20 protein-coding genes and 1 pseudogene are annotated in these 17,631 nt (G+C 64.9%); 11 read left to right on the forward strand and 10 right to left on the reverse strand.

All coding sequences use genetic code 11. From position 1 onward, the window contains the following. Positions 1–98 precede the first annotated feature (98 nt). The 4 genes and pseudogenes from PVE73_RS02830 (at position 99) to PVE73_RS02845 (ending at position 3,009) form a co-directional block, all read left to right on the forward strand. A pseudogene (locus tag PVE73_RS02830) lies at positions 99–907 on the forward strand (N-formylglutamate amidohydrolase). A gap of 1 nt (position 908) precedes the next feature. Next, positions 909–1,193: a DUF1244 domain-containing protein gene (locus tag PVE73_RS02835; RefSeq protein WP_277365491.1), complete on the forward strand. Its 285-nt coding sequence runs from the start codon at positions 909–911 to the stop codon at positions 1,191–1,193. A gap of 97 nt (positions 1,194–1,290) precedes the next feature. After that, positions 1,291–1,731, forward strand: a complete 441-nt coding sequence (locus PVE73_RS02840) for a MarR family winged helix-turn-helix transcriptional regulator (RefSeq protein WP_277365492.1) — start codon at positions 1,291–1,293, stop codon at positions 1,729–1,731. A 33-nt stretch (positions 1,732–1,764) separates the two neighbouring features. Continuing rightward, positions 1,765–3,009: a multidrug effflux MFS transporter gene (locus PVE73_RS02845; protein WP_277365493.1), complete on the forward strand. Its 1,245-nt coding sequence runs from the start codon at positions 1,765–1,767 to the stop codon at positions 3,007–3,009. On the opposite strand, the gene PVE73_RS02850 is transcribed toward PVE73_RS02845, so the two are convergent. Genes PVE73_RS02850 through PVE73_RS02860 form a run of 3 tightly spaced genes read right to left on the reverse strand, consistent with a single transcriptional unit; the run spans position 3,001 to position 4,843 of the window. Next, the gene (locus tag PVE73_RS02850; protein WP_277365494.1) at positions 3,001–3,645 is read right to left on the reverse strand and encodes a carbonic anhydrase; all 645 of its coding nucleotides are present in this window, start codon (positions 3,643–3,645) and stop codon (positions 3,001–3,003) included. The two genes, PVE73_RS02845 and PVE73_RS02850, sit on opposite strands and share 9 nt — an antisense overlap. 53 nt (positions 3,646–3,698) lie before the next feature. After that, a complete protein-coding gene (pdxY, locus tag PVE73_RS02855) occupies positions 3,699–4,592 on the reverse strand; it encodes a pyridoxal kinase PdxY (protein WP_277365495.1) in 894 nt (297 codons plus the stop codon). After that, entirely contained in the window at positions 4,592–4,843 is a 252-nt protein-coding gene (locus PVE73_RS02860) for a hypothetical protein (RefSeq protein WP_277365496.1), read from the reverse strand. Before PVE73_RS02860 ends, pdxY begins: the two co-directional genes overlap by 1 nt. An 85-nt stretch (positions 4,844–4,928) precedes the next feature. Here PVE73_RS02860 and PVE73_RS02865 point away from each other — a divergent pair, with 85 nt between their 5' ends. From PVE73_RS02865 to ppa, 5 genes are all read left to right on the forward strand, one after another. After that, positions 4,929–5,552, forward strand: a complete 624-nt coding sequence (locus tag PVE73_RS02865) for a LemA family protein (RefSeq protein WP_277365497.1) — start codon at positions 4,929–4,931, stop codon at positions 5,550–5,552. A gap of 21 nt (positions 5,553–5,573) precedes the next feature. After that, on the forward strand, positions 5,574–6,374 hold the full coding sequence (locus tag PVE73_RS02870) for a YgcG family protein (RefSeq protein ID WP_277365498.1): 801 nt from the start codon (positions 5,574–5,576) through the stop codon (positions 6,372–6,374). After that, a complete protein-coding gene (locus tag PVE73_RS02875; RefSeq protein WP_277365499.1) occupies positions 6,374–7,015 on the forward strand; it encodes a TPM domain-containing protein in 642 nt (213 codons plus the stop codon). Before PVE73_RS02870 ends, PVE73_RS02875 begins: the two co-directional genes overlap by 1 nt. 76 nt (positions 7,016–7,091) lie before the next feature. Further along, positions 7,092–7,598 carry a GNAT family N-acetyltransferase gene (locus PVE73_RS02880; RefSeq protein WP_277365500.1) on the forward strand — a complete coding sequence of 169 codons (507 nt, stop codon included), beginning with the start codon at positions 7,092–7,094 and terminating at the stop codon, positions 7,596–7,598. Between the two features lie 111 nt (positions 7,599–7,709). Next, positions 7,710–8,249: an inorganic diphosphatase gene (gene ppa / locus PVE73_RS02885; protein ID WP_277365501.1), complete on the forward strand. Its 540-nt coding sequence runs from the start codon at positions 7,710–7,712 to the stop codon at positions 8,247–8,249. Here the strand turns inward: ppa and PVE73_RS02890 are convergent. The 7 genes from PVE73_RS02890 to tesB all read right to left on the reverse strand — a co-directional run bounded on the left by PVE73_RS02890 (position 8,203) and on the right by tesB (position 15,752). Then, entirely contained in the window at positions 8,203–8,547 is a 345-nt protein-coding gene (locus PVE73_RS02890) for a DUF167 family protein (protein ID WP_277365502.1), read from the reverse strand. The two genes, ppa and PVE73_RS02890, sit on opposite strands and share 47 nt — an antisense overlap. A 10-nt stretch (positions 8,548–8,557) precedes the next feature. Continuing rightward, positions 8,558–9,358 carry an exodeoxyribonuclease III gene (locus tag PVE73_RS02895; protein ID WP_277365503.1) on the reverse strand — a complete coding sequence of 267 codons (801 nt, stop codon included), beginning with the start codon at positions 9,356–9,358 and terminating at the stop codon, positions 8,558–8,560. An 83-nt stretch (positions 9,359–9,441) separates the two neighbouring features. Further along, complete coding sequence (locus PVE73_RS02900) at positions 9,442–10,092, reverse strand: outer membrane lipoprotein carrier protein LolA (protein WP_277365504.1); 651 nt, start codon at positions 10,090–10,092, stop codon at positions 9,442–9,444. Between the two features lie 95 nt (positions 10,093–10,187). Beyond that, a complete protein-coding gene (locus PVE73_RS02905) occupies positions 10,188–12,677 on the reverse strand; it encodes a DNA translocase FtsK (protein WP_277365505.1) in 2,490 nt (829 codons plus the stop codon). Positions 12,678–12,926: 249 nt separating this feature from the next. After that, the gene (locus PVE73_RS02910) at positions 12,927–14,291 is read right to left on the reverse strand and encodes an ammonium transporter (RefSeq protein WP_277365506.1); all 1,365 of its coding nucleotides are present in this window, start codon (positions 14,289–14,291) and stop codon (positions 12,927–12,929) included. 31 nt (positions 14,292–14,322) lie between these two features. After that, entirely contained in the window at positions 14,323–14,661 is a 339-nt protein-coding gene (locus tag PVE73_RS02915; RefSeq protein WP_277365507.1) for a P-II family nitrogen regulator, read from the reverse strand. Positions 14,662–14,885: 224 nt separating this feature from the next. After that, positions 14,886–15,752, reverse strand: a complete 867-nt coding sequence (gene tesB, locus PVE73_RS02920; protein ID WP_277365508.1) for an acyl-CoA thioesterase II — start codon at positions 15,750–15,752, stop codon at positions 14,886–14,888. 87 nt (positions 15,753–15,839) lie between these two features. Between tesB and PVE73_RS02925 the strand changes: the two genes are divergently transcribed. Together PVE73_RS02925 and PVE73_RS02930 are read left to right on the forward strand one after the other, a co-directional pair. Beyond that, positions 15,840–17,087 carry a ubiquinone biosynthesis hydroxylase gene (locus PVE73_RS02925; RefSeq protein WP_277365509.1) on the forward strand — a complete coding sequence of 416 codons (1,248 nt, stop codon included), beginning with the start codon at positions 15,840–15,842 and terminating at the stop codon, positions 17,085–17,087. 31 nt (positions 17,088–17,118) lie between these two features. Then, entirely contained in the window at positions 17,119–17,559 is a 441-nt protein-coding gene (locus tag PVE73_RS02930; protein WP_277365510.1) for an OsmC family protein, read from the forward strand. The last annotated feature ends 72 nt before the right edge of the window (positions 17,560–17,631 follow it).

Raw genomic sequence — 17,631 nt, forward strand, 5'->3', positions numbered from 1 at the left:
ACGCGCCCCCCGGAGAGAAAGGCGGTCGAATCGTGGCATTGCACGCATCGCCGCTTCATGGGAAGAGGTGCTTCGCCCGCATTCGTTCCCGGCCCGAAATGACACGCAGCTCCCTTTTTGCTCCATTCGAGATCATCGACGGCGACCGTACCAGGGGTTTGGTGCTCGTCGCCGACCATGCGTTCAACGACCTGCCGGAAGAATATGGCGATCTCGGGTTGCCGGGAGCCGAGTTCCAGCGTCACATCGCCTACGACATCGGTGTCGAGGCCGTGATGCGGAAGCTGGCGCGGCTTACCGGCGCGCCCGGCGTCATGGCGCGCTTCTCGCGCCTTCTCATCGATCCCAATCGCGGCCCGGACGACCCCACGCTGATCAGGCAGCTCTATGACGGCACGGTCGTGCCCGGAAATTATCCGATCCAGCCCGAAGAGCGGCAGAAAAGGCTCGAGAGATTCTACGAGCCTATCACGACGCGGTCGCCGCCATGATCGCATCCGTTGCCGCTGAGTCCGGCCAGGCACCGCTGGTGGTCTCGATCCATTCCTTCACGCCTTTCATGCAGGGGCGCGAGAGGGCGTGGCATGCGGGCATCCTGTGGGATCGCGACCGGCGGGCCGTGGACCCGCTGTTGGAGGCGCTTTCCGCGCTCCCCGGGCTCGTGGTCGGGGACAACGAGCCCTATGACGGAGCGCTACGCGGCGACACCATGTTCCGTCACTGCACCATGAACGGCTTCGCCCACGCCCTGATTGAAATCCGCCAGGATCTCATCGTTGCGGAGTCCGGCGCGGCGGAATGGGCGGAGCGGCTGGCGCCGATCCTTGACGCGCTGAACAGACGGCCCGATATGCATGAGATCAGGTTCTTCGGCTCCAGGACGGGGCCGATTCAAAGCGGGAGCTGACATGACCGAACTTTCCGAGGAGCAGAAGCGCGACCTGGAAGCGGCGGCTTTCCGGCGGCTTCTGGAGCATCTGCGCGAGCGCACCGACGTGCAGAACATCGATCTCATGAATCTCGCGGGCTTCTGCCGCAACTGCCTTTCCAACTGGTACCGGGAGGCAGCGGAGGAAGCCGGAATTCCCCTCTCCAAGGAGAGGTCGAGGGAGATCGTCTATGGTATGCCCTATGACGAGTGGCGCGAGAAGCATCAGACCGGGCCGGCGGTGAAGGTGGCTTCCGGTCACTGATCCGGAGACGTCCGTAAGCTCGTCCTTGACTTTGCCGCAGCGCACCATAGAGTTCTGAAGTAGTAAGTGCACCTTACCATCTCATCGCGGCGGTGAAGTGAGGATCGACCCGGACACGTTTGGCTTCCTGTTGACGGATCTCGCCCGGCTCATCCGGACGGATTTCGACCGGCGCCTTCTTGGCGAAGGAACAGCCGTGACTCCCGGCGAGGCGCGCACGCTGCTTCATGCCGCACGCGCGGGCGAAGTGCGCCAGAACGTGCTGGCCGAGCGCATGGGGCTCGAGCCAATGACGCTCAGCACCTATGTCGACCGGCTGGAGGAGAGAGGGTTCGTGCAGCGGGTGCCGGATGCCTCGGACCGGCGTGCCAAGCTGGTCCGCCTAACGCCGGCCGCGGAGGAAGCACTGGCTGCGATCACACGGATCACCAGCCAGGCGCGCCTTCGCGCACGTGAGGGCCTTAGCGACGAAGAGTGGTCGATGCTGAACCGGCTGCTCAAAAAGGTGCGCAGCAACTTCCAGGGCGGCGGATTCTAGCGTGCCGCCTCATCAGCGTTGAAAGCAGCCATCATGGATCGCAGCGAGACTGCTTCCGCTCCCCTTATGAGTGAACGGCGCGTAAGCTTGATCGGCGCTGCGCTTGTCGCCATCGGGCCCACCTCCATGGCGCTCTACACCCCGGCCATGCCTGAAATCGTGGATGCCTTCGGCACCACGGAAGCCGCCGTGAAGATGACGCTGTCGGTCTATTTCGCCGGATTTGCCCTCGCGCAGCTCTTCTGCGGCCCGCTTTCGGACGGGCTGGGGCGCAAGCCGGTCACATTCAGCTTCATGGCCGTCTATGCGGTGGCGAGCCTCATCGCGCTGGCGGCGCCCACCGTGGAGGTTCTGATCGGCGCGCGCTTCCTGCAGGGCGTGGGTGCGGCCGTGGGCGTGGCGATCTCAAGGGCGCTGGTGCGCGACCTCTTCACGCATGAGCAGTCCGCCCGGATCATGAACCTGATGGGCATCATCCTGGCCGCAGCACCTGCCATGGCGCCCACGATCGGCGGGCTTATCATGGAGTTCTTCGGCTGGCATGCGATCTTCCTGGCCATGCTCGCCTTCGGCCTTTGCATCGTTCTCGTGGTGCAGGTCTTCATGCGCGAGACGGTGAGCCGCGATCTCTCGCGCATCAGCCCGCGCGGGCTTGCCCAAGCCTATGGGACGCTGCTGAAAAGCCGCTATTTTCTTTCGTCGAGCCTGATCATCGCCGGCAGCACCGGCGCGCTCTACACACAGGCGACGCTGCTGCCCTTCATCCTCATGGACCGGGTCGGACTCACGCCCAGCGAGTTCGGGGTGGGCATGCTGATGCAGTCGGGCATGTTCTTCATGGGATCGCTGTCGGTGCGCTTCCTCTTGCGCCGCTTCAGCGCATTCCAACTGGTGCCGGCGGGTCTGTGCTTCATCGTCACAGGCAGCGTGCTGCTTGCCTTCCTGCTCAACACGGCGCCGCCCACGTTCCTGACCGTTATGGGGCCGGTCGCATTCTATGCCTACGGCATCGCCTTCGTGATGCCGGCCATAATGACCGCGTCGCTCGCACCTTTTCCGCGCATCGCGGGGGCGGCATCCTCCCTTGCGGGTTTCATGCAGATGGGCGCGGGGCTTCTGGGCGGCTCGGTTGCCGCCCTCATCAGCGACCCCGTCCATGCGATGAGCCTGGTGATCCCGGCGCTGGGCGCTATCGCAGTTATCGCATGGCTCTTCTGGCGCCGGCTGCCGGAGCCGGCGCTTCCGCTCGTCAGCGTGTCCGGGGAAATCTCAACCTAGTTCCGGCCGTATGAAATCGCCCGTCTTCGGATCCATCACCCAAAGCTCTCCGCTGGAGATATCGAACCACGCGCCGTGCAAGGTGAGCTTGCCCTTCTGCTCCAGGATGCGCACGCACGGGAATGTGCGCAGGTTCTCGATCTGGAAGCGGATGGAGATGCGCTCCAGCGCAGTCTGACGCTCGGAGGGGGTGAGCAGTTCGTTGCCGGAGATGGCTTCGGCGGCGGGACCCACGAGGCTCATCCACCGTCCGATGAAATCGCCGGGCGAAAGCGGCTCGGCAGAAGGATTGAGTGCTGCGCCGATGCCGCCGCAGCGCCCATGACCCATGACGACGATGCTCTTCACCTTCAGGCTCTGAACCGCAAATTCGAGCGCGGCCGAGGTGCCGTGATGGTGCTCGTCCGGAGCATAGGGAGGAACGAGATTGGCGACGTTGCGGACCACGAAGAGTTCGCCTGGGCCGGTGTCGAAGATGGTCTCGGGCGCCGCACGCGAATCGCAGCAGGCAATCACCATCGTCTCCGGCGATTGCCCCCGCTGGGCAAGCTCGCGATAACGGCTGCTCTCGGCGGAATAGCGCCCCGCCATGAAGTTGCGGTATCCGGCCAGAAGCCGCTCGGGTAAGTATGCCATGCTCTGCGAATAGCCGGGATTGACCGGAGCCGCAAGCGTGCTTGGCGCTCCCTTCAAGGCAAAGAGCCTCGGCCATGGCGGGGCAACTCGCGCAGTTCCACGACGGCCATGTCCGGATCGGTGAGATTCGCCGCTTCCGACGCCAGCATCAGCTCGTCCGCACCACGCTTGGCCGCATGCGCCAGCGCCCCGAATACGGAAGCCGTGGTGCGCCTCAGCGCGTCCGCGGGGCTCATCCCCTCGAGCAGCCATGCGGTGAGCAGCGCCGCCGTCAGGTCCCCCGGTCCCTTGGTCGGGTTTTCGACGGCACGATGCTCTGCGAGAAAGGCCGCATGCGAGGTCTGCAGCAGGTTGGCGATCGCCCCCGGCACGGTGGCGGGCGCGGAGGTGACGAGCATGGTCGGAGGCGCCATTTCTGCCGCGGCCGCCATGGTGTCCTCCAACGTGCACAATTCGCGGCCGGCAAGCCATGCGAGTTCGTAAAGGTTGGGCGTTGCGATATCCGCAAGGGGCAAAAGCACGTCGCGCATGGCCAAGGCGGTGGATTCCGGCACGTAGAGCCCGCCGATGTCCCCCATGATGGGATCGCAGACATAGAGCGCCTCGGGGTTCCTCCGCCTTACCGCGCGGACCAGGGACGCAACCGCGTCGGCCTGCGAAGCCTCCCCCAGATAGCCCGAGAGCACGGTGGCGATCTCGCCGAGCCAGGCTGCGCCTTCGAGATCGCGCATCAGGGCGGCGAACTCCGCCGCGGGCGGCACGATGCGCGTGGCGCGCCCGTGGCCCGGGTGCCACGGGAGGATGACGGTCGGCACCGCCCAGACCGGGCGCCCCAATGTCTCTAGCGCGAAGACGGACGCGCGGTTGCCGACCGATCCCCGCGCCACGTGACTCGATACGACGATCACGGCGCGAGGGCCGCCTGCGGTTCCTTCAGTCTCGTCCATCACGATCCGCTGCTTGAGAGATAGAGAATGAGCCAGCCGATGAGGAGGATGGCGGCCACGAGGGCGAGCACGCGCGCGATGCGCCTGCCCCAGAGCTCCGTCCAATCCTCGCCTTCGGCTTCCGTCGCGGTGAAATGGTCCTTCGCGCGGGCAGCCGAGCGGAAGAGCAGCGATTCGCTGTCGCGCTCCACGCGCTCCAGGATGCGGCGCGATTCCGCCTGCCGCTCTTCGTCGCTTTGCCTTTCGCCCATCTCCGCCATGCCGCCAGACCAGTCATTTCCTTGTCAGGCGAATAGCACTATTCTCCCGGCGGGTCGAACATCTCGGGAAATCTACATGCGCCTTGCCTTGCCCTTCTCCCGCAGCTCCCTGCGGGCGCTTCTCGCCATTTTCCTTGCTTTGCCGCTCCTGTCCGCCTGTGGCTTCAACACCATCCCCACACAGGAAGAGCAGGCGAAGGCCGCCTGGAGCGAGGTCCTGAACCAGTACCAGCGTCGCGCCGATCTCATCCCCAATCTCGTGCAGACGGTGAAGGGCTATGCCTCCCATGAACGCGAGGTCCTGGAAGGGGTGGTCGAGGCGCGCGCCAAGGCGACCCAGGTGCAGGTTTCGCCGGATATGCTGACGGACCCGGAAGCGTTTCGCGTCTTCCAGGAGAACCAGGCACAGCTCACCGGCGCTCTTTCGCGCTTGCTTGCCGTGGTCGAAAACTATCCGGACCTGAAGGCGAACCAGAATTTCCTTGCCCTGCAGGCGCAGCTCGAAGGCACGGAAAACCGCATCGCGGTCGCCAGGCGCGACTATATCGAGGCCGTGCGCCAGTACAACACGTCGCTTCGAACCTTCCCGACGATCCTCTGGGCCAATTTCTGGTACACCGACGCCAGACCCATGCAGACCTTCACCATCGCGGACGAGAATATGCAGGCTCCGCAGGTGAATTTCGGCAACGGCGGCTGAGCGGCCCGCATGGTGCCTTCCATGCGGCACGGCCTCCTCGCATGGCTGTGCGTCCTGTTCTTCCTCGCCACGGCGGCATTGGCGGCGGAACTTCCGGCGCTCACGGGGCGCGTGGTCGACGATGCGGGTCTGATCGACGCTTCCACCGCAGCGCAATTGACGGAGAAGCTCGCAGCCTTCGAAGAGAAGTCCTCGGACCAGATCGTGGTCGCCACCATCAGGAGCCTCGATGGCGAGGCGATCGAGCCTTACGCGAACCGGCTCTTCCGCGCCTGGAAGCTGGGGCAGGCCGGCGAGGACAACGGCGTGCTCCTGCTCGTCGCGCTCGAGGACCGGAAGATGCGCATCGAGGTGGGCTACGGGCTGGAAGGCACGTTGACCGACCTCCATTCCAAGCTGATCATCGAGAACACGATGGTGCCGGCCTTCCGCGCCGGTGACTTCTCCGGTGGCATCAGCCGGGCCGTGGACGACATCATTGCCGTGCTGGAGGGCAATGGTGCAGAGCTCGAGGCGCGCGCCCGGCGGTTCGAACAGCAAGACAGCGCCATCAATTGGCCGTTCGTCCTGTTCATGACGGTCTGGGCCAGCCTCTTCTTCGGCGGCTTCGCCTTCGCGATCCTGCCGCCGATCTTCGGCCGCAAGATCGGCCCGAACCGCTATCGCTGGCTCGGAATGGACATAGACTACAGCAAGAAGGGAAGCGGGCGTCGCGGCAGGTCCTCGGGTGGATGGTCGTCGGGAGGCTGGTCCTCTGGCGGGGGCGGCTTCTCCGGCGGAGGCGGCTCGTCGGGCGGCGGCGGCGCATCGGGAGGGTGGTGATGGCGAGAGGCAACATACTTGACGACAAAGCACGCGCCCGCATCGCCGAAGCGATCCGGCAAGCCGAAAAGACGACGGCGGGCGAAGTCTATTGTGTGCTCGCCCGCGCCAGCGACGACTATTTCTTCCCGGCTGCGTTCTTCGTGGCATTGTCCATTCTTGTGGTCAGCCTGCCGGCGGCCTTCCTGCTGCATTACTGGTGGATCGCGGTCACGCCGGCCTGGTTCGTGGCCGCGCAGCTCGGTGCGTTCGGCGCCGCGCTTCTGGTGCTGAAGCTCCTTCCGGGGCTGCGCATCCATCTGGTGCCGCGCGGGCTGCGCTATCGCCGCGCGCACGATCACGCGCTGCGGCAGTTCCTCGCGCACAACATCCATTTAACGCAGGATCGCACGGGCGCACTGATCTTCGTCTCGCTGTCGGAGCGTTATGCCGAGGTCGTGGCGGATGCCGGGATCAATGCGTGCGTGCCGCAGGAACGCTGGAACCAGGCGGTAGAAAAGCTCACGCGCAACGCGGCGGCGGGAGATCTCGCCCAGGGTTTCATCGAAGCGATCGCGCTGGTCGGGGCCGAGCTTGCGGCCCATTTTCCGCCGGATGCATCAAATCCGGATGAGATCGACAACCATCTGGCGGAAATCTGAGGCTGGATCAAGGGCTGGACCGGGCCTGCGTGCCCGCTTGCCAGGGGCGGGGCGACGCGGCTATGGTTAACAAACCATGAAGACGCTATCGGTCGATATCAGACGGGCTGATCCGCAGGATGCGGAAGCGATCGCTGCCGTGCATGATCGTGCCTGGCGCGGTGCCTATGCCGGCATCATCCCGCACCGTGCACTCAACGCGATGATCGGCCGGCGCGGACCGCGCTGGTGGGCGAACGCCATCCGCCGCTCGGCAACCGTCCTGGTCCTGGAAATCGGCGGCGAAATCGCTGGCTACGCCACGCTCGGCCGCAACCGCGCCCGCGAGCTCAAGCATGCCGGCGAAATCTACGAGCTCTATCTGGCTCCGGAATATCAGGGGATCGGGCTTGGCCGGCGTCTTTTCCAGGCCGCGCGCGAGATGCTTGCCGCACACGGGCTCAGGGGGCTCGTCGTGTGGGCGTTGGAAGAGAATATCGCCGCGATCAACTTCTACCAGGGTGCTGGCGGCCGCGACACGGCGGAAGGTGTCGAAGTGTTCGACAGCAAGGCGCTGCGCAAGATCGCTTTCGTCTGGGACTGAACCAGCCACACCTGGGGCTGGGAAAGCGGATCGTGGGCCTATCCGCCGCATTGCTCCTGCGCCGAAAAGTCGCTAGGCAGCCGGCCAGGATCAATCCCAATCGGAGCAACCATGCGCATTGAGGCCATCCCCATCGGCGACAATCCGCCCGAGGACGTCAACGTCATCATCGAAGTCCCCGTGGGCGGGCAGCCGATAAAATACGAGATGGACAAGAAGGCCGGCACGCTGTTCGTCGATCGCTTCCTCTACACGCCCATGACCTACCCCGGCAATTACGGCTTCGTGCCGCATACCCTGTCGGACGATGGCGACCCGATCGACGTTCTCGTCTGCAACACGCGCCAGCTCATTCCCGGCTGCGTCATCAATGTGCGGCCGATCGGCGTCCTCATCATGGAGGACAACAGCGGTCAGGACGAGAAGATCATCGCGGTGCCTTCGCCGCATCTCACGCGCCGCTACGAAAAGGTGCGAAACTACGAAGATCTTCCCGAGATCACCCTGCAGCAGATCCAGCACTTCTTCGAGCACTACAAGGATCTGGAACCCGGCAAATGGGTGAAGATCGGCGACTGGATGAATGCCGACTCCGCCCGCCGGCTCATCGTGGAAGCGATCGACCGGGCGAAGCAGACATCTGAGAGCTGAGGCGCGCGGCGAGAAGCGGCGCATCGCCGGAGACCGAAACGGTCTTCAATCTGGATGTGGCGCCGGCGGTGACGGAAACGTCTCGCGGCGCCACGCCGAGCCATTTCGCAAGCAGCCTTTCCAGCGCTTCATTGGCTTTGCCGTCTTCCGGGACGGCGCGCACGCGGGCTTTCAGATAGGAGCGCCCGTCAGGGCCCTCCGCGATTCCCTCGACCGCGTCGGCGGAAGATTTCGGCGTGAGCCGGACGAAGAGTTCGACGCCGTTCTTGCTTTCGCGGAAGCAGGGGGTGGGCGGCATCGAGGACCGCTCAGCCGAATTCGGCGATCACCGGCACGTGGTCTGACGGGCGGTCCCAACCGCGGGCGTCGCGCAAAACCTCGACCCGGCCGAGCACAGGCGCCAGATCATCCGAAGACCAGATATGGTCCAGCCTGCGGCCACGGTTCGAAACGCTCCAATCCTTGGCGCGATAGCTCCACCAGGTGAAGAGTTTTTCCTCCGGTGGAATGTGTCGGCGCATCAGGTCCACCCAACCGCCGTCCTTGCGCACGACCTCGAGTCCCTCGGTCTCGACCGGCGTGTGGCTTACCACGTTCAGCATCTGCTTGTGCGACCATACATCTGTCTCGAGCGGCGCCACATTCAGGTCGCCCACGAGAATGGTGCCGGTGTTCACGTCGCCGACGGGGCGCACCTCCCGCATCTCCTGCAGGAAATCGAGCTTGTGCCGGAATTTCGGGTTGACTTCGGGATCGGGCTCGTCACCGCCCGCAGGCACATAGAAATTGTGCAGCAGGATCTGTCGGCCGTCGACATTGATCAATGTTGATAGATGGCGGCAGTCCACGAGCCCGCAGAAGCTGCGGCGCTCCACCACGTCCAGCGGCCGGCGCGAGATGGTAGCCACGCCGTGATATCCCTTCTGGCCGTGAATCGCGACATGACCGTAACCGAGCTTGCGGAAGGCAGCGGTCGGAAACAGGTCGTCCGGGCATTTCGTTTCCTGCAGGCACAGCACATCCGGCTGGTATTCTTCCAGGAAGCGCGCAACGAGCGGCAGGCGAAGGCGGACGGAGTTGATGTTCCAGGTGGCGATCTTGAAGAGCATGAAGCGTTCCGGCTTGTCCAAGCCGGCATAACCCCTCGCCAGCGCCCGTGACAAGCGCTCGCGAGAAGATTTGCGATTATTCCTTACCTGCCGCCGCGGGCAAGCGCGTTCACGCGGCGGTAGTCGATGTGGAACACGCTGGGATCGAAGGTGACCCCCTGCTGCACGTTGAAGATCATCACCGTGGTGTCCCGCCCTTGGGCGTCGGTGATGGTCCATTGGCGCAGATCATAGGTGTTCGAATCGAACATCATCGTGATGGTGGAGTTGTTTCCCAACTGCCGATCGACGAGGCGCACGGTCGTGAGGTCGGGCTCCTGCTTCACTTCGCGCACATTCTCGGAAGAAAGGTCGATGCGCTCGCCCAGGAGCAGCTTCAACGGGGTGTCGGCAAGCCGGTAGATGTCCACCGTGTTCATCTTCTTGTTTTCGAGCACCACCGACGTTCCATCCGACGTGACGCGGAATTGGGCTGGAGGCTCGTAGTCGAAGCGGATCTTTCCCGGGCGTTCGATATAGAACTTGCCGCCGGTCTGCTCGCCCCGCGGGCCGAACTGCACGAACTCGCCCGTCATCGTGCGGACACTGGAGAAATGCTGGGCGATGCGCTGCGCGAGGTCGGGGGCGGCGTGGGCGCCGCCGGCGGCCAAGCCCAGCGCGAGCACGGCAAATGCGATCATCGAGCGGCGTGCGAGGCGGAGAACCACACGGTTGCGCTCGGCGAAATTGGTCATGGGTCCTTACTCTCCGAACTTTTCCTGTCGCCTATAGATAGGGCCGCAAACCGGCCGAAGTTAGGCCGCCGCCGATTCGATACGCAAACCGCGTCTCACACGTCCTCTTGTTCCGTGGGAACCAGAATCTCGCGCTTGCCGGCATGATTGGCGGGACCGACGATCCCCTCCTGCTCCATGCGCTCAATGATGGAAGCAGCGCGGTTGTAGCCGATGCCGAGGCGGCGCTGGATGTAGCTGGTGGAAGCCTTGCCGTCCCGCAGGACGACGGCCACGGCCTGGTCGTACGGATCGTCCGAATCCGCGAAGTTGCCGGACGAACCGCCGCCGGAGGCTCCGTCGCCTTCATCGCCGTCGTCTTCGGTCACGGCCTCCAGATAGTCCGGCGCGCCCTGGGCTTTCAGGTGGACGACGATCTGCTCGACCTCCTGGTCGGACACGAAGGGACCGTGCACGCGCTGGATGCGGCCTCCGCCGGCCATGTAGAGCATGTCGCCCATGCCTAGCAACTGCTCGGCGCCCTGTTCGCCGAGAATCGTGCGGCTGTCGATCTTCGACGTCACCTGGAAGGAGATGCGCGTCGGGAAATTGGCCTTGATCGTGCCGGTGATCACGTCGACGGAAGGCCGCTGCGTGGCCATGATGACGTGGATGCCCGCCGCGCGCGCCATCTGCGCAAGCCGCTGAACCGCGCCCTCTATATCCTTGCCCGCGACCATCATCAGATCGGCCATCTCGTCGATGATGACGACGATGAAGGGCATCGGCTCCAGATCGAGGTCCTCGGTCTCGTAGATCGCCTCGCCCGTCTCGCGGTCGAAGCCGGTCTGCACCGTGCGCGTGATCGTCTCGCCTTTCTTTTTGGCGGCGGTCACGCGCTGGTTGAAGCCCTCGATGTTGCGCACGCCCACCTTGGACATCTTGCGGTAGCGGTCCTCCATCTCGCGTACGGTCCATTTGAGCGCGACCACGGCTTTCTTGGGGTCCGTGACGACCGGCGTCAGCAGGTGCGGGATGCCGTCATAGACGGAAAGCTCCAGCATTTTCGGGTCGATCATGATCAGGCGGCACTCCTCCGGCGTCATGCGGTAGAGCAGCGACAGGATCATGGTGTTGATGGCCACCGACTTGCCCGAGCCGGTGGTGCCCGCCACCAGCAGGTGGGGCATCTTGGCGAGATCCGCGATCACGGCCTCGCCGTTGATGGTCTTGCCCAGCCCGAGGGCCAGCCGAGCCTTGGTGCCTTCGAACTCGCGGCTCGCCAGAAGCTCGCGCAGATAAACCGTCTCGCGCGTGGCGTTGGGCAACTCGATGCCGATGGCGTTGCGGCCCGGCACCACGGCGACGCGCGCGGCGATCGCGCTCATGGACCGGGCGATGTCGTCGGCAAGCCCGATCACGCGCGAGGACTTGATGCCGGGAGCGGGTTCGAGCTCATAGAGCGTGACCACCGGCCCCGGCCGCACATGGATGATCTCGCCCTTCACGCCGAAGTCCTCCAGCACGCCCTCCAGAAGCCGGGCATTCTGCTCGAGCGCGTCCCTGGAGAGGCTGGGATCCTTGCTGGTCGCCTTCGGCTCGGCGAGCAGGTGCAGCGCGGGCAGCTTGAACTCGCCCGAATCGAGCAGTGAGGTCTGGGCCTCGCGCCGGATGCGGGCGCCGGGTGCAGGGCGCGGCGCGGGGTTGCCGACGCGTGCGGCCGCTTGCGGGCGGCCTGTAGCCGCGTCGTCGAAGGGCGAGATATCGAGACTGCCCTCATCGAAATCCGGCTCGATCCGCATGCGCTCATCCGCCGCACGCGCCGCGATCAGGACCGGCGGGGGTGCCGGGACGTCGTATTCCTCCGGCACATCCGGGCCGCGCACCGCGAAGTGCCGGCGCAGGAACGAAGTCAGGCAGAGCCACCAATGGGCGATGACGCCAAGGACCACGAAGCCGCCTTCCTCGTCCTCCTCATCGGGAATGTCCTCTTCGGCAACCTCCTCTTCCGGCGCACCGGCAGGCACCGCACTGCGGCCGAAAAGGCCTGCGGCAAAGAGGGTTAGCCAAGCGGCGGGACCGATCAGGATGGCAGCCATCACCACGCCGAGAAAGCCTGTCGGATAGCCGCCGACGAAATAGGCTGGCACGGAAAGCACCATGTCTCCGAAGACGCCGCCAAGGCCGGTGGGCAGCGGCCAGGTGGTGGGTGGGGTGAGGCAACCCGCGACGCCCGCCGAAAGGACGGCGCCGCCGAACCAGGCCAGAAGCCGGCGCCCCGGCCGGCCGACGCCGCGGCCCGCGATGAGAAGGATGCCCCAGACGACCGCGGGTACCAGGCCGGCGACCGAGGCGAGGCCGAGAAACTGCATGGCGATATCGGAGAAGACGGCGCCCGGATAACCGATGGCGTTCGTGACCGGGTTGTCGGTGGCGTAGCTGAAGCTCGGATCGGCCACGTTCCAGGTCGCAAGGCTCGCGAGGCAGAACGCGACCAGGGCGAGCACCAGCAAGCCCAGGCCACGCGCGGCTTGTCGCCGGAGGAAGCCTTGCAGGCCGAAGCCGCCGCCATAGATCGCGAATGTTGCGGAAGAACCCGAACTCATACGCATTTCCCCGTCCACTGGTACTGACACTTACGCGCCCCGGATATGGGACAGCCTAGGCGGTGATGGTAAAGGCGGCATTAACCATGGAAGGGAGTTGAGAGTAGCGAACAGGGAGTAGCGAATAGCGTAGGAAATGAGCAGCGGAGGATATCGGCCCCCATTCCCCTATTCGCTCTTCAAAAAAAGCGGCCCGGCTTGCGCCGGGCCCAGTGAAGCATCTCTCGGGAAGGAGTGAGATGCCGCGAATCAGGAGTAGTGGTACGCCGCCTCGCCGTGGGATGTGAGGTCGAGACCCTGTGTCTCCGCTTCCGGCGCGGGCCGCAGGCCGACGATCGCGTCGACGATCTTGTAGAGGATCGCCGATCCGATGCCGCACCAGATGATGGTGACCAGCACCGCGACGAACTGGACCCAAAGCTGCGAAGCGATGGAGAAGTCCTCGCCGCCCGTTCCGCCGAGCCACGGCGCGGTGAAGATGCCGGTGCCGAGCGCGCCGACGATGCCGCCCACGCCATGGATGCCGAACACGTCAAGCGTGTCGTCATAGCCGAACCTGTTCTTCACCACCGCCACGAAGAAGTAGCAGACCGCGCTGGCGATCACGCCGAGGACGATGGCACCCACCGGGCCCACCGTGCCGCAGGCCGGGGTGACGGCCACGAGGCCCGCGATCATGCCGGAGACCGCACCCAGCATTGAAGCCTTGCCGCGATGCAGGGCCTCGACCACGCTCCAGCCGATGATCCCGCCGGCGGTCGCCGTGAAGGTGTTGATCATGGCGAGAGCCGCGCCGCCGGTGGCTTCCAGGTTGGATCCGGCATTGAAGCCGAACCAGCCCACCCACAGGATCGAAGCGCCGACCATGGTGAGCGTCATCGAATGCGGCGCCAGGATCTCCTTGCCCAGGCCGGTGCGCCTGCCGACGAGAATGCAGCCCACGAGGGCGGCGATGCCCGCATTGATGTGGACCACCGTGCCGCCGGCGAAGTCGAGCGCGCCGAGATTGAAGAGATAGCCGCTCGAATCCCAGACCATGTGCGCGACCGGGAAGTAGACGAAGGTCACCCACAGGACGGTGAAGAGCACCACCGCCGAAAACTTGATGCGCTCGGCAAAGGCGCCGACGATCAGCGCCGGAGTGATCACCGCGAAGGTCATCTGGAAGCAGATGAAGACATATTCCGGGATGACCACGCCGTCGGTGAAGGTCGCGGCGGTCGAATCGACGGTGACGCCGGACAGGAACAGCTTGCCGAAGCCGCCCCAGAACGGGTTCGTGCCGCCGCCGAAGGCGAAGGAGTAACCCCAGAGCACCCAGACCACCATGACGACGGCGGCAATCATGGTGCACTGCATCAGCACCGAGAGCGCGTTTTTGGCGCGCACGAGGCCGCCGTAAAAGAGCGCAAGGCCCGGCAGGGTCATGAACAGGACGAGAAGCGTCGCCACCATCATCCAGGCGACGTCGCCCTTGTCCATGACGGGTGCCGCCGCCTCGGCGGCCTCTTCCGCGGCCTCCTGTGCGACTGCGGGAAGGGCGGCGAAGGCCGCCAGTGCAAGCGTGCCCGCCCCGGCCGCACGCTTGGCGAAGTCGATACTCGGAAATCTCATTCTATTCTCCCTGGACAAATCCGGATGGCGATCACAACGCATCGGCGTCGGTTTCGCCGGTGCGGATGCGCACTGCCTTTTCGATGCTGTAGACGAAGATCTTGCCGTCACCGATCTGGCCGGTCTTGGCAGCGTTCGCGATCGCTTCCACGGCCTTGTCGGCGATGTCCGCATCGACCGCGACCTCGATCTTGACCTTGGGCAGGAAGTTCACCGCATATTCGGCGCCGCGATAGATTTCCGTGTGCCCCTTCTGCCTTCCGTAACCCTTCACTTCGGTGACGGTCAGCCCCTGAATGCCGAGCTCGGTCAGTGCTTCGCGCACTGCCTCGAGCTTGAACGGCTTTATGATTGCCATCACGAATTTCATCAGGTTTCACCTTTGCTCTAGCGGACAAGCCGCGTTGCATGTGCCGCCGGGCAACCCCCGCCCGAGGGCACCAGCGATGGCAAAGGGGAATCAAGAGCCGTGCCAATTGCTGGGCAGCGGCTTCAAGTTTCTTTAATCATTGAGGAAAAGTCGGTCGGCTCATAAAGCCGGCTAAACGAGGCAGGCGAGATATGCACAATAGATGTGCAAAAACTGCATTTTGCCTACTTTGTTCGCATTCGCAGCAGACCCTCCTGCGCGACCGAGGCTATGAGCACGCCATTCCGGGAATAGATGCTGCCGCGAGAGAGCCCCCTCGCTCCTCGCGAGGAGGGGCTGTCCTGGGTGTAGAGCAGCCAGTCGTTCAGAGAGTCCGGCCTGTGAAACCACATGGCGTGGTCAAGGCTGGCCATCTGGAGTTCCGGATCGAACACCGAGCGCCCATGGGGAAAGGTCGCCGTGTCGATCAGCGTCATGTCGGAGAAGTAGGCCAGCACGGCCGCCTGCAGGGCGCGGTCGCCCGGCACCGGGCCTGTCGCCCGCATCCAGACGTGCTGGAAGGGCGGCAGCTTGTCGTTTGTCGTGTAGTGCTCGACATTGACCGGCCGGATCTCGACGGGCCGCTCGCGCTGCCAGTAGCGGCGGATGGCCTCGGGCACTTCGGCGCTGAGCATCGCCATGAACTGCGCCTGGCTGCGCAGGGAATCCGGCGCGGGGACTCCTTCCGGCATGGACAACTGGTGCTCCAGCCCTTGCTCGTCCACCTGGAAGGACGCGGAGAGGGCGAAGATGGCCTGTCCGTGCTGGATGGCGACCACGCGGCGGGTGGTGAAGCTGCTCCCGTCGCGAATGCGGTCCACCTCGTAGATGATGGGCACGGCGGGGTCGCCGGGCCGCATGAAGTAGCAGTGCAGCGAATGGACGTGCCTTTCCGGGGCCACGGTGCGCTGCGCCGCGACCAGCGCCTGGCCGATCACCTGCCCGCCGAAGACGCGCTGCCACCCCACCTGCGGGCTGCGGCCGCGAAACAGGTTGTGTTCGAGCTTTTCGAGATTAAGTATGTCGAGAAGCTCCTGCATTGCAGACGACATCCGGGTCCCTCCGACGGCGTTGCGGTACGGTTGAGAAACCGGAGGGCAGGTGCGAAGTCAAGACGTGGACAAGCGGAGAAGCGGATCATGAGCGTGGCGAGCGAAGACAAGCGGCTGAGCGGACCGTTCGACGTCATGATCGCCGGAGCGGGATATGTCGGGCTCGCCATCGCCGTTTCCCTTCGCCACGCCCGCCCTGGAATGAAGGTTCTCGTGGTCGATGCCGCCCCCGAAGGTGCCTGGGAGCGTGACGGCCGCGCTTCGGCTATTGCCGCCGCTGCGACCCGCATGCTGCGTCATGTCGGGTGCTGGGACGAGATCGCGCCGGAGGCCCAGCCCATCACGGAGATGGTCGTCACCGATTCGCGCACGTCTGATCCGGTGCGTCCCGTCTTTCTTACCTTCGGCGGTGAAGCAGCACCCGGCGAGCCCTTCGCCCACATGGTGATGAACCGGGACATGAACGGCGCCTTGCGGTGGCGAGCAAGCGAGCTCGGCATCGACATCGTGCAGGGCGTTGCGGTCGAGGGCTTCGAGACGGACCATGCGGGGGTGAGCGTTCGCCTTGCGAATGGCGTATCGTCCCGCACACGCCTGCTCGTGGCGGCGGACGGCATCAGGTCGCGCCTGCGCGACATGGCCGGCATACGCATCGTCCATTGGGAATACGGACAATCCGGCATCGTCTGCACTGTCGCGCACGAGCGCCCGCATAACGGCCGCGCGGAGGAGCACTTCCTGCCCGCCGGCCCGTTCGCGACACTGCCGCTCAAGGGGAACCGGTCCTCCATCGTGTGGACCGAGCGCACGGAGGATGCCGAGCGGCTGGTAGCAGAGGACGAATTCGTGTTCGAACAGGAGCTTGAGCGGCGTTTCGGCCTCAAGCTCGGCGAAATCCATGTCGAAGGGCCGCGCCGCGCCTGGCCGCTGGGCCTGACGCTGGCGCGCGAATTCGTGAAGCCGCGCTTTGCGCTTGCGGGGGACGCGGCCCACGGCATTCACCCGATCGCGGGCCAGGGCCTCAATCTCGGCTTCAGGGATGCCGCCGCGCTTGCGCAGGTGGTGGTGGAGGCCGACCGGCTGGGCGAGGATATCGGCGCCCTCGACGTGCTGCAGCGCTATGAACGCTGGCGGCGTTTCGAAACAGTGCAGATGGGGGTGACGACGGACGTCCTCAACCGACTCTTCTCCAACGATCTCGGCCCGCTCCGGGCGGTCCGTGATTTTGGACTGGGCCTTGTCGACCGCATGCCCGGCATGAAGAGCTTCTTTGTCCGGCAGGCTTCCGGCCTGACCGGCGGCACGCCGCGCCTGCTGCAGGGCGAGGCCATCTGAGAGAATCCAATCCGCAAAACAGGAGACAGGGATGAAGCGCTACGCAAATGTGAACTGGAACGGTTCCCTCACCAATGGTTCGGGTCGTATCGACAGCACCCAGAGCGGCGCGCTCGGGGACCTGCCGCTGTCCTTCAAGGCGCGCTTCGAGGACGAGACCGGCCGTGCCGGCACCAATCCGGAAGAATTGATCGCCGCCGCGCACGCTTCCTGCTTCTCCATGGCGCTGGCGCACGCGCTCGCCCAGAACGGCACACCGGCCGAGTCGCTTCAGGCAAAAGCGGAAGTCGATCTTCAGCCCAAGCAGGGCGGCGGCTTTGAGATCCGCGGCAGCGCGCTGACGGTTCTGGGCAAGGTGCCCGGCCTCGACGAGGCGAAGTTCAAGGAGATCGCGGCCGGCGCGAAAGAGAACTGCCCGGTGTCGCGGGCACTCGGCGCGATCGACATCACGCTGGACGCCAAGTTCGCCTGATCTCCACAGGCGACAGTTTCGAGCGAAAAAGATGCCGGGAACGCAAGGTGCGTTCGCGGCACCCGTTGTTTT

The organism is Chelativorans sp. AA-79, assembly GCF_029457495.1.
In the GTDB taxonomy this organism is placed as follows: Bacteria; Pseudomonadota; Alphaproteobacteria; order Rhizobiales; family Rhizobiaceae; genus Chelativorans.

Excerpts from the sequence above, each read along its gene's own strand:
- PVE73_RS02860 (WP_277365496.1), bottom strand. The coding sequence starts at position 4,843 with ATGGGCGAAAGGCAAAGCGACGAAGAGCGGCAGGCGGAATCGCGCCGC.
- PVE73_RS02895 (WP_277365503.1), bottom strand. The coding sequence starts at position 9,358 with ATGCTCTTCAAGATCGCCACCTGGAACATCAACTCCGTCCGCCTTCGC.
- PVE73_RS02900 (WP_277365504.1), bottom strand. The coding sequence starts at position 10,092 with ATGACCAATTTCGCCGAGCGCAACCGTGTGGTTCTCCGCCTCGCACGC.
- PVE73_RS02875 (WP_277365499.1), top strand. The coding sequence starts at position 6,374 with ATGGCGAGAGGCAACATACTTGACGACAAAGCACGCGCCCGCATCGCC.
- PVE73_RS02865 (WP_277365497.1), top strand. The coding sequence starts at position 4,929 with ATGCGCCTTGCCTTGCCCTTCTCCCGCAGCTCCCTGCGGGCGCTTCTC.
- PVE73_RS02930 (WP_277365510.1), top strand. The coding sequence starts at position 17,119 with ATGAAGCGCTACGCAAATGTGAACTGGAACGGTTCCCTCACCAATGGT.
- PVE73_RS02925 (WP_277365509.1), top strand. The coding sequence starts at position 15,840 with ATGAGCGTGGCGAGCGAAGACAAGCGGCTGAGCGGACCGTTCGACGTC.
- PVE73_RS02880 (WP_277365500.1), top strand. The coding sequence starts at position 7,092 with ATGAAGACGCTATCGGTCGATATCAGACGGGCTGATCCGCAGGATGCG.
- ppa (WP_277365501.1), top strand. The coding sequence starts at position 7,710 with ATGCGCATTGAGGCCATCCCCATCGGCGACAATCCGCCCGAGGACGTC.
- PVE73_RS02870 (WP_277365498.1), top strand. The coding sequence starts at position 5,574 with ATGCGGCACGGCCTCCTCGCATGGCTGTGCGTCCTGTTCTTCCTCGCC.
- pdxY (WP_277365495.1), bottom strand. The coding sequence starts at position 4,592 with ATGGACGAGACTGAAGGAACCGCAGGCGGCCCTCGCGCCGTGATCGTC.
- PVE73_RS02890 (WP_277365502.1), bottom strand. The coding sequence starts at position 8,547 with ATGCCGCCCACCCCCTGCTTCCGCGAAAGCAAGAACGGCGTCGAACTC.
- PVE73_RS02910 (WP_277365506.1), bottom strand. The coding sequence starts at position 14,291 with ATGAGATTTCCGAGTATCGACTTCGCCAAGCGTGCGGCCGGGGCGGGC.
- PVE73_RS02835 (WP_277365491.1), top strand. The coding sequence starts at position 909 with ATGACCGAACTTTCCGAGGAGCAGAAGCGCGACCTGGAAGCGGCGGCT.
- PVE73_RS02850 (WP_277365494.1), bottom strand. The coding sequence starts at position 3,645 with ATGGCATACTTACCCGAGCGGCTTCTGGCCGGATACCGCAACTTCATG.
- tesB (WP_277365508.1), bottom strand. The coding sequence starts at position 15,752 with ATGTCGTCTGCAATGCAGGAGCTTCTCGACATACTTAATCTCGAAAAG.
- PVE73_RS02915 (WP_277365507.1), bottom strand. The coding sequence starts at position 14,661 with ATGAAATTCGTGATGGCAATCATAAAGCCGTTCAAGCTCGAGGCAGTG.
- PVE73_RS02845 (WP_277365493.1), top strand. The coding sequence starts at position 1,765 with ATGGATCGCAGCGAGACTGCTTCCGCTCCCCTTATGAGTGAACGGCGC.
- PVE73_RS02905 (WP_277365505.1), bottom strand. The coding sequence starts at position 12,677 with ATGAGTTCGGGTTCTTCCGCAACATTCGCGATCTATGGCGGCGGCTTC.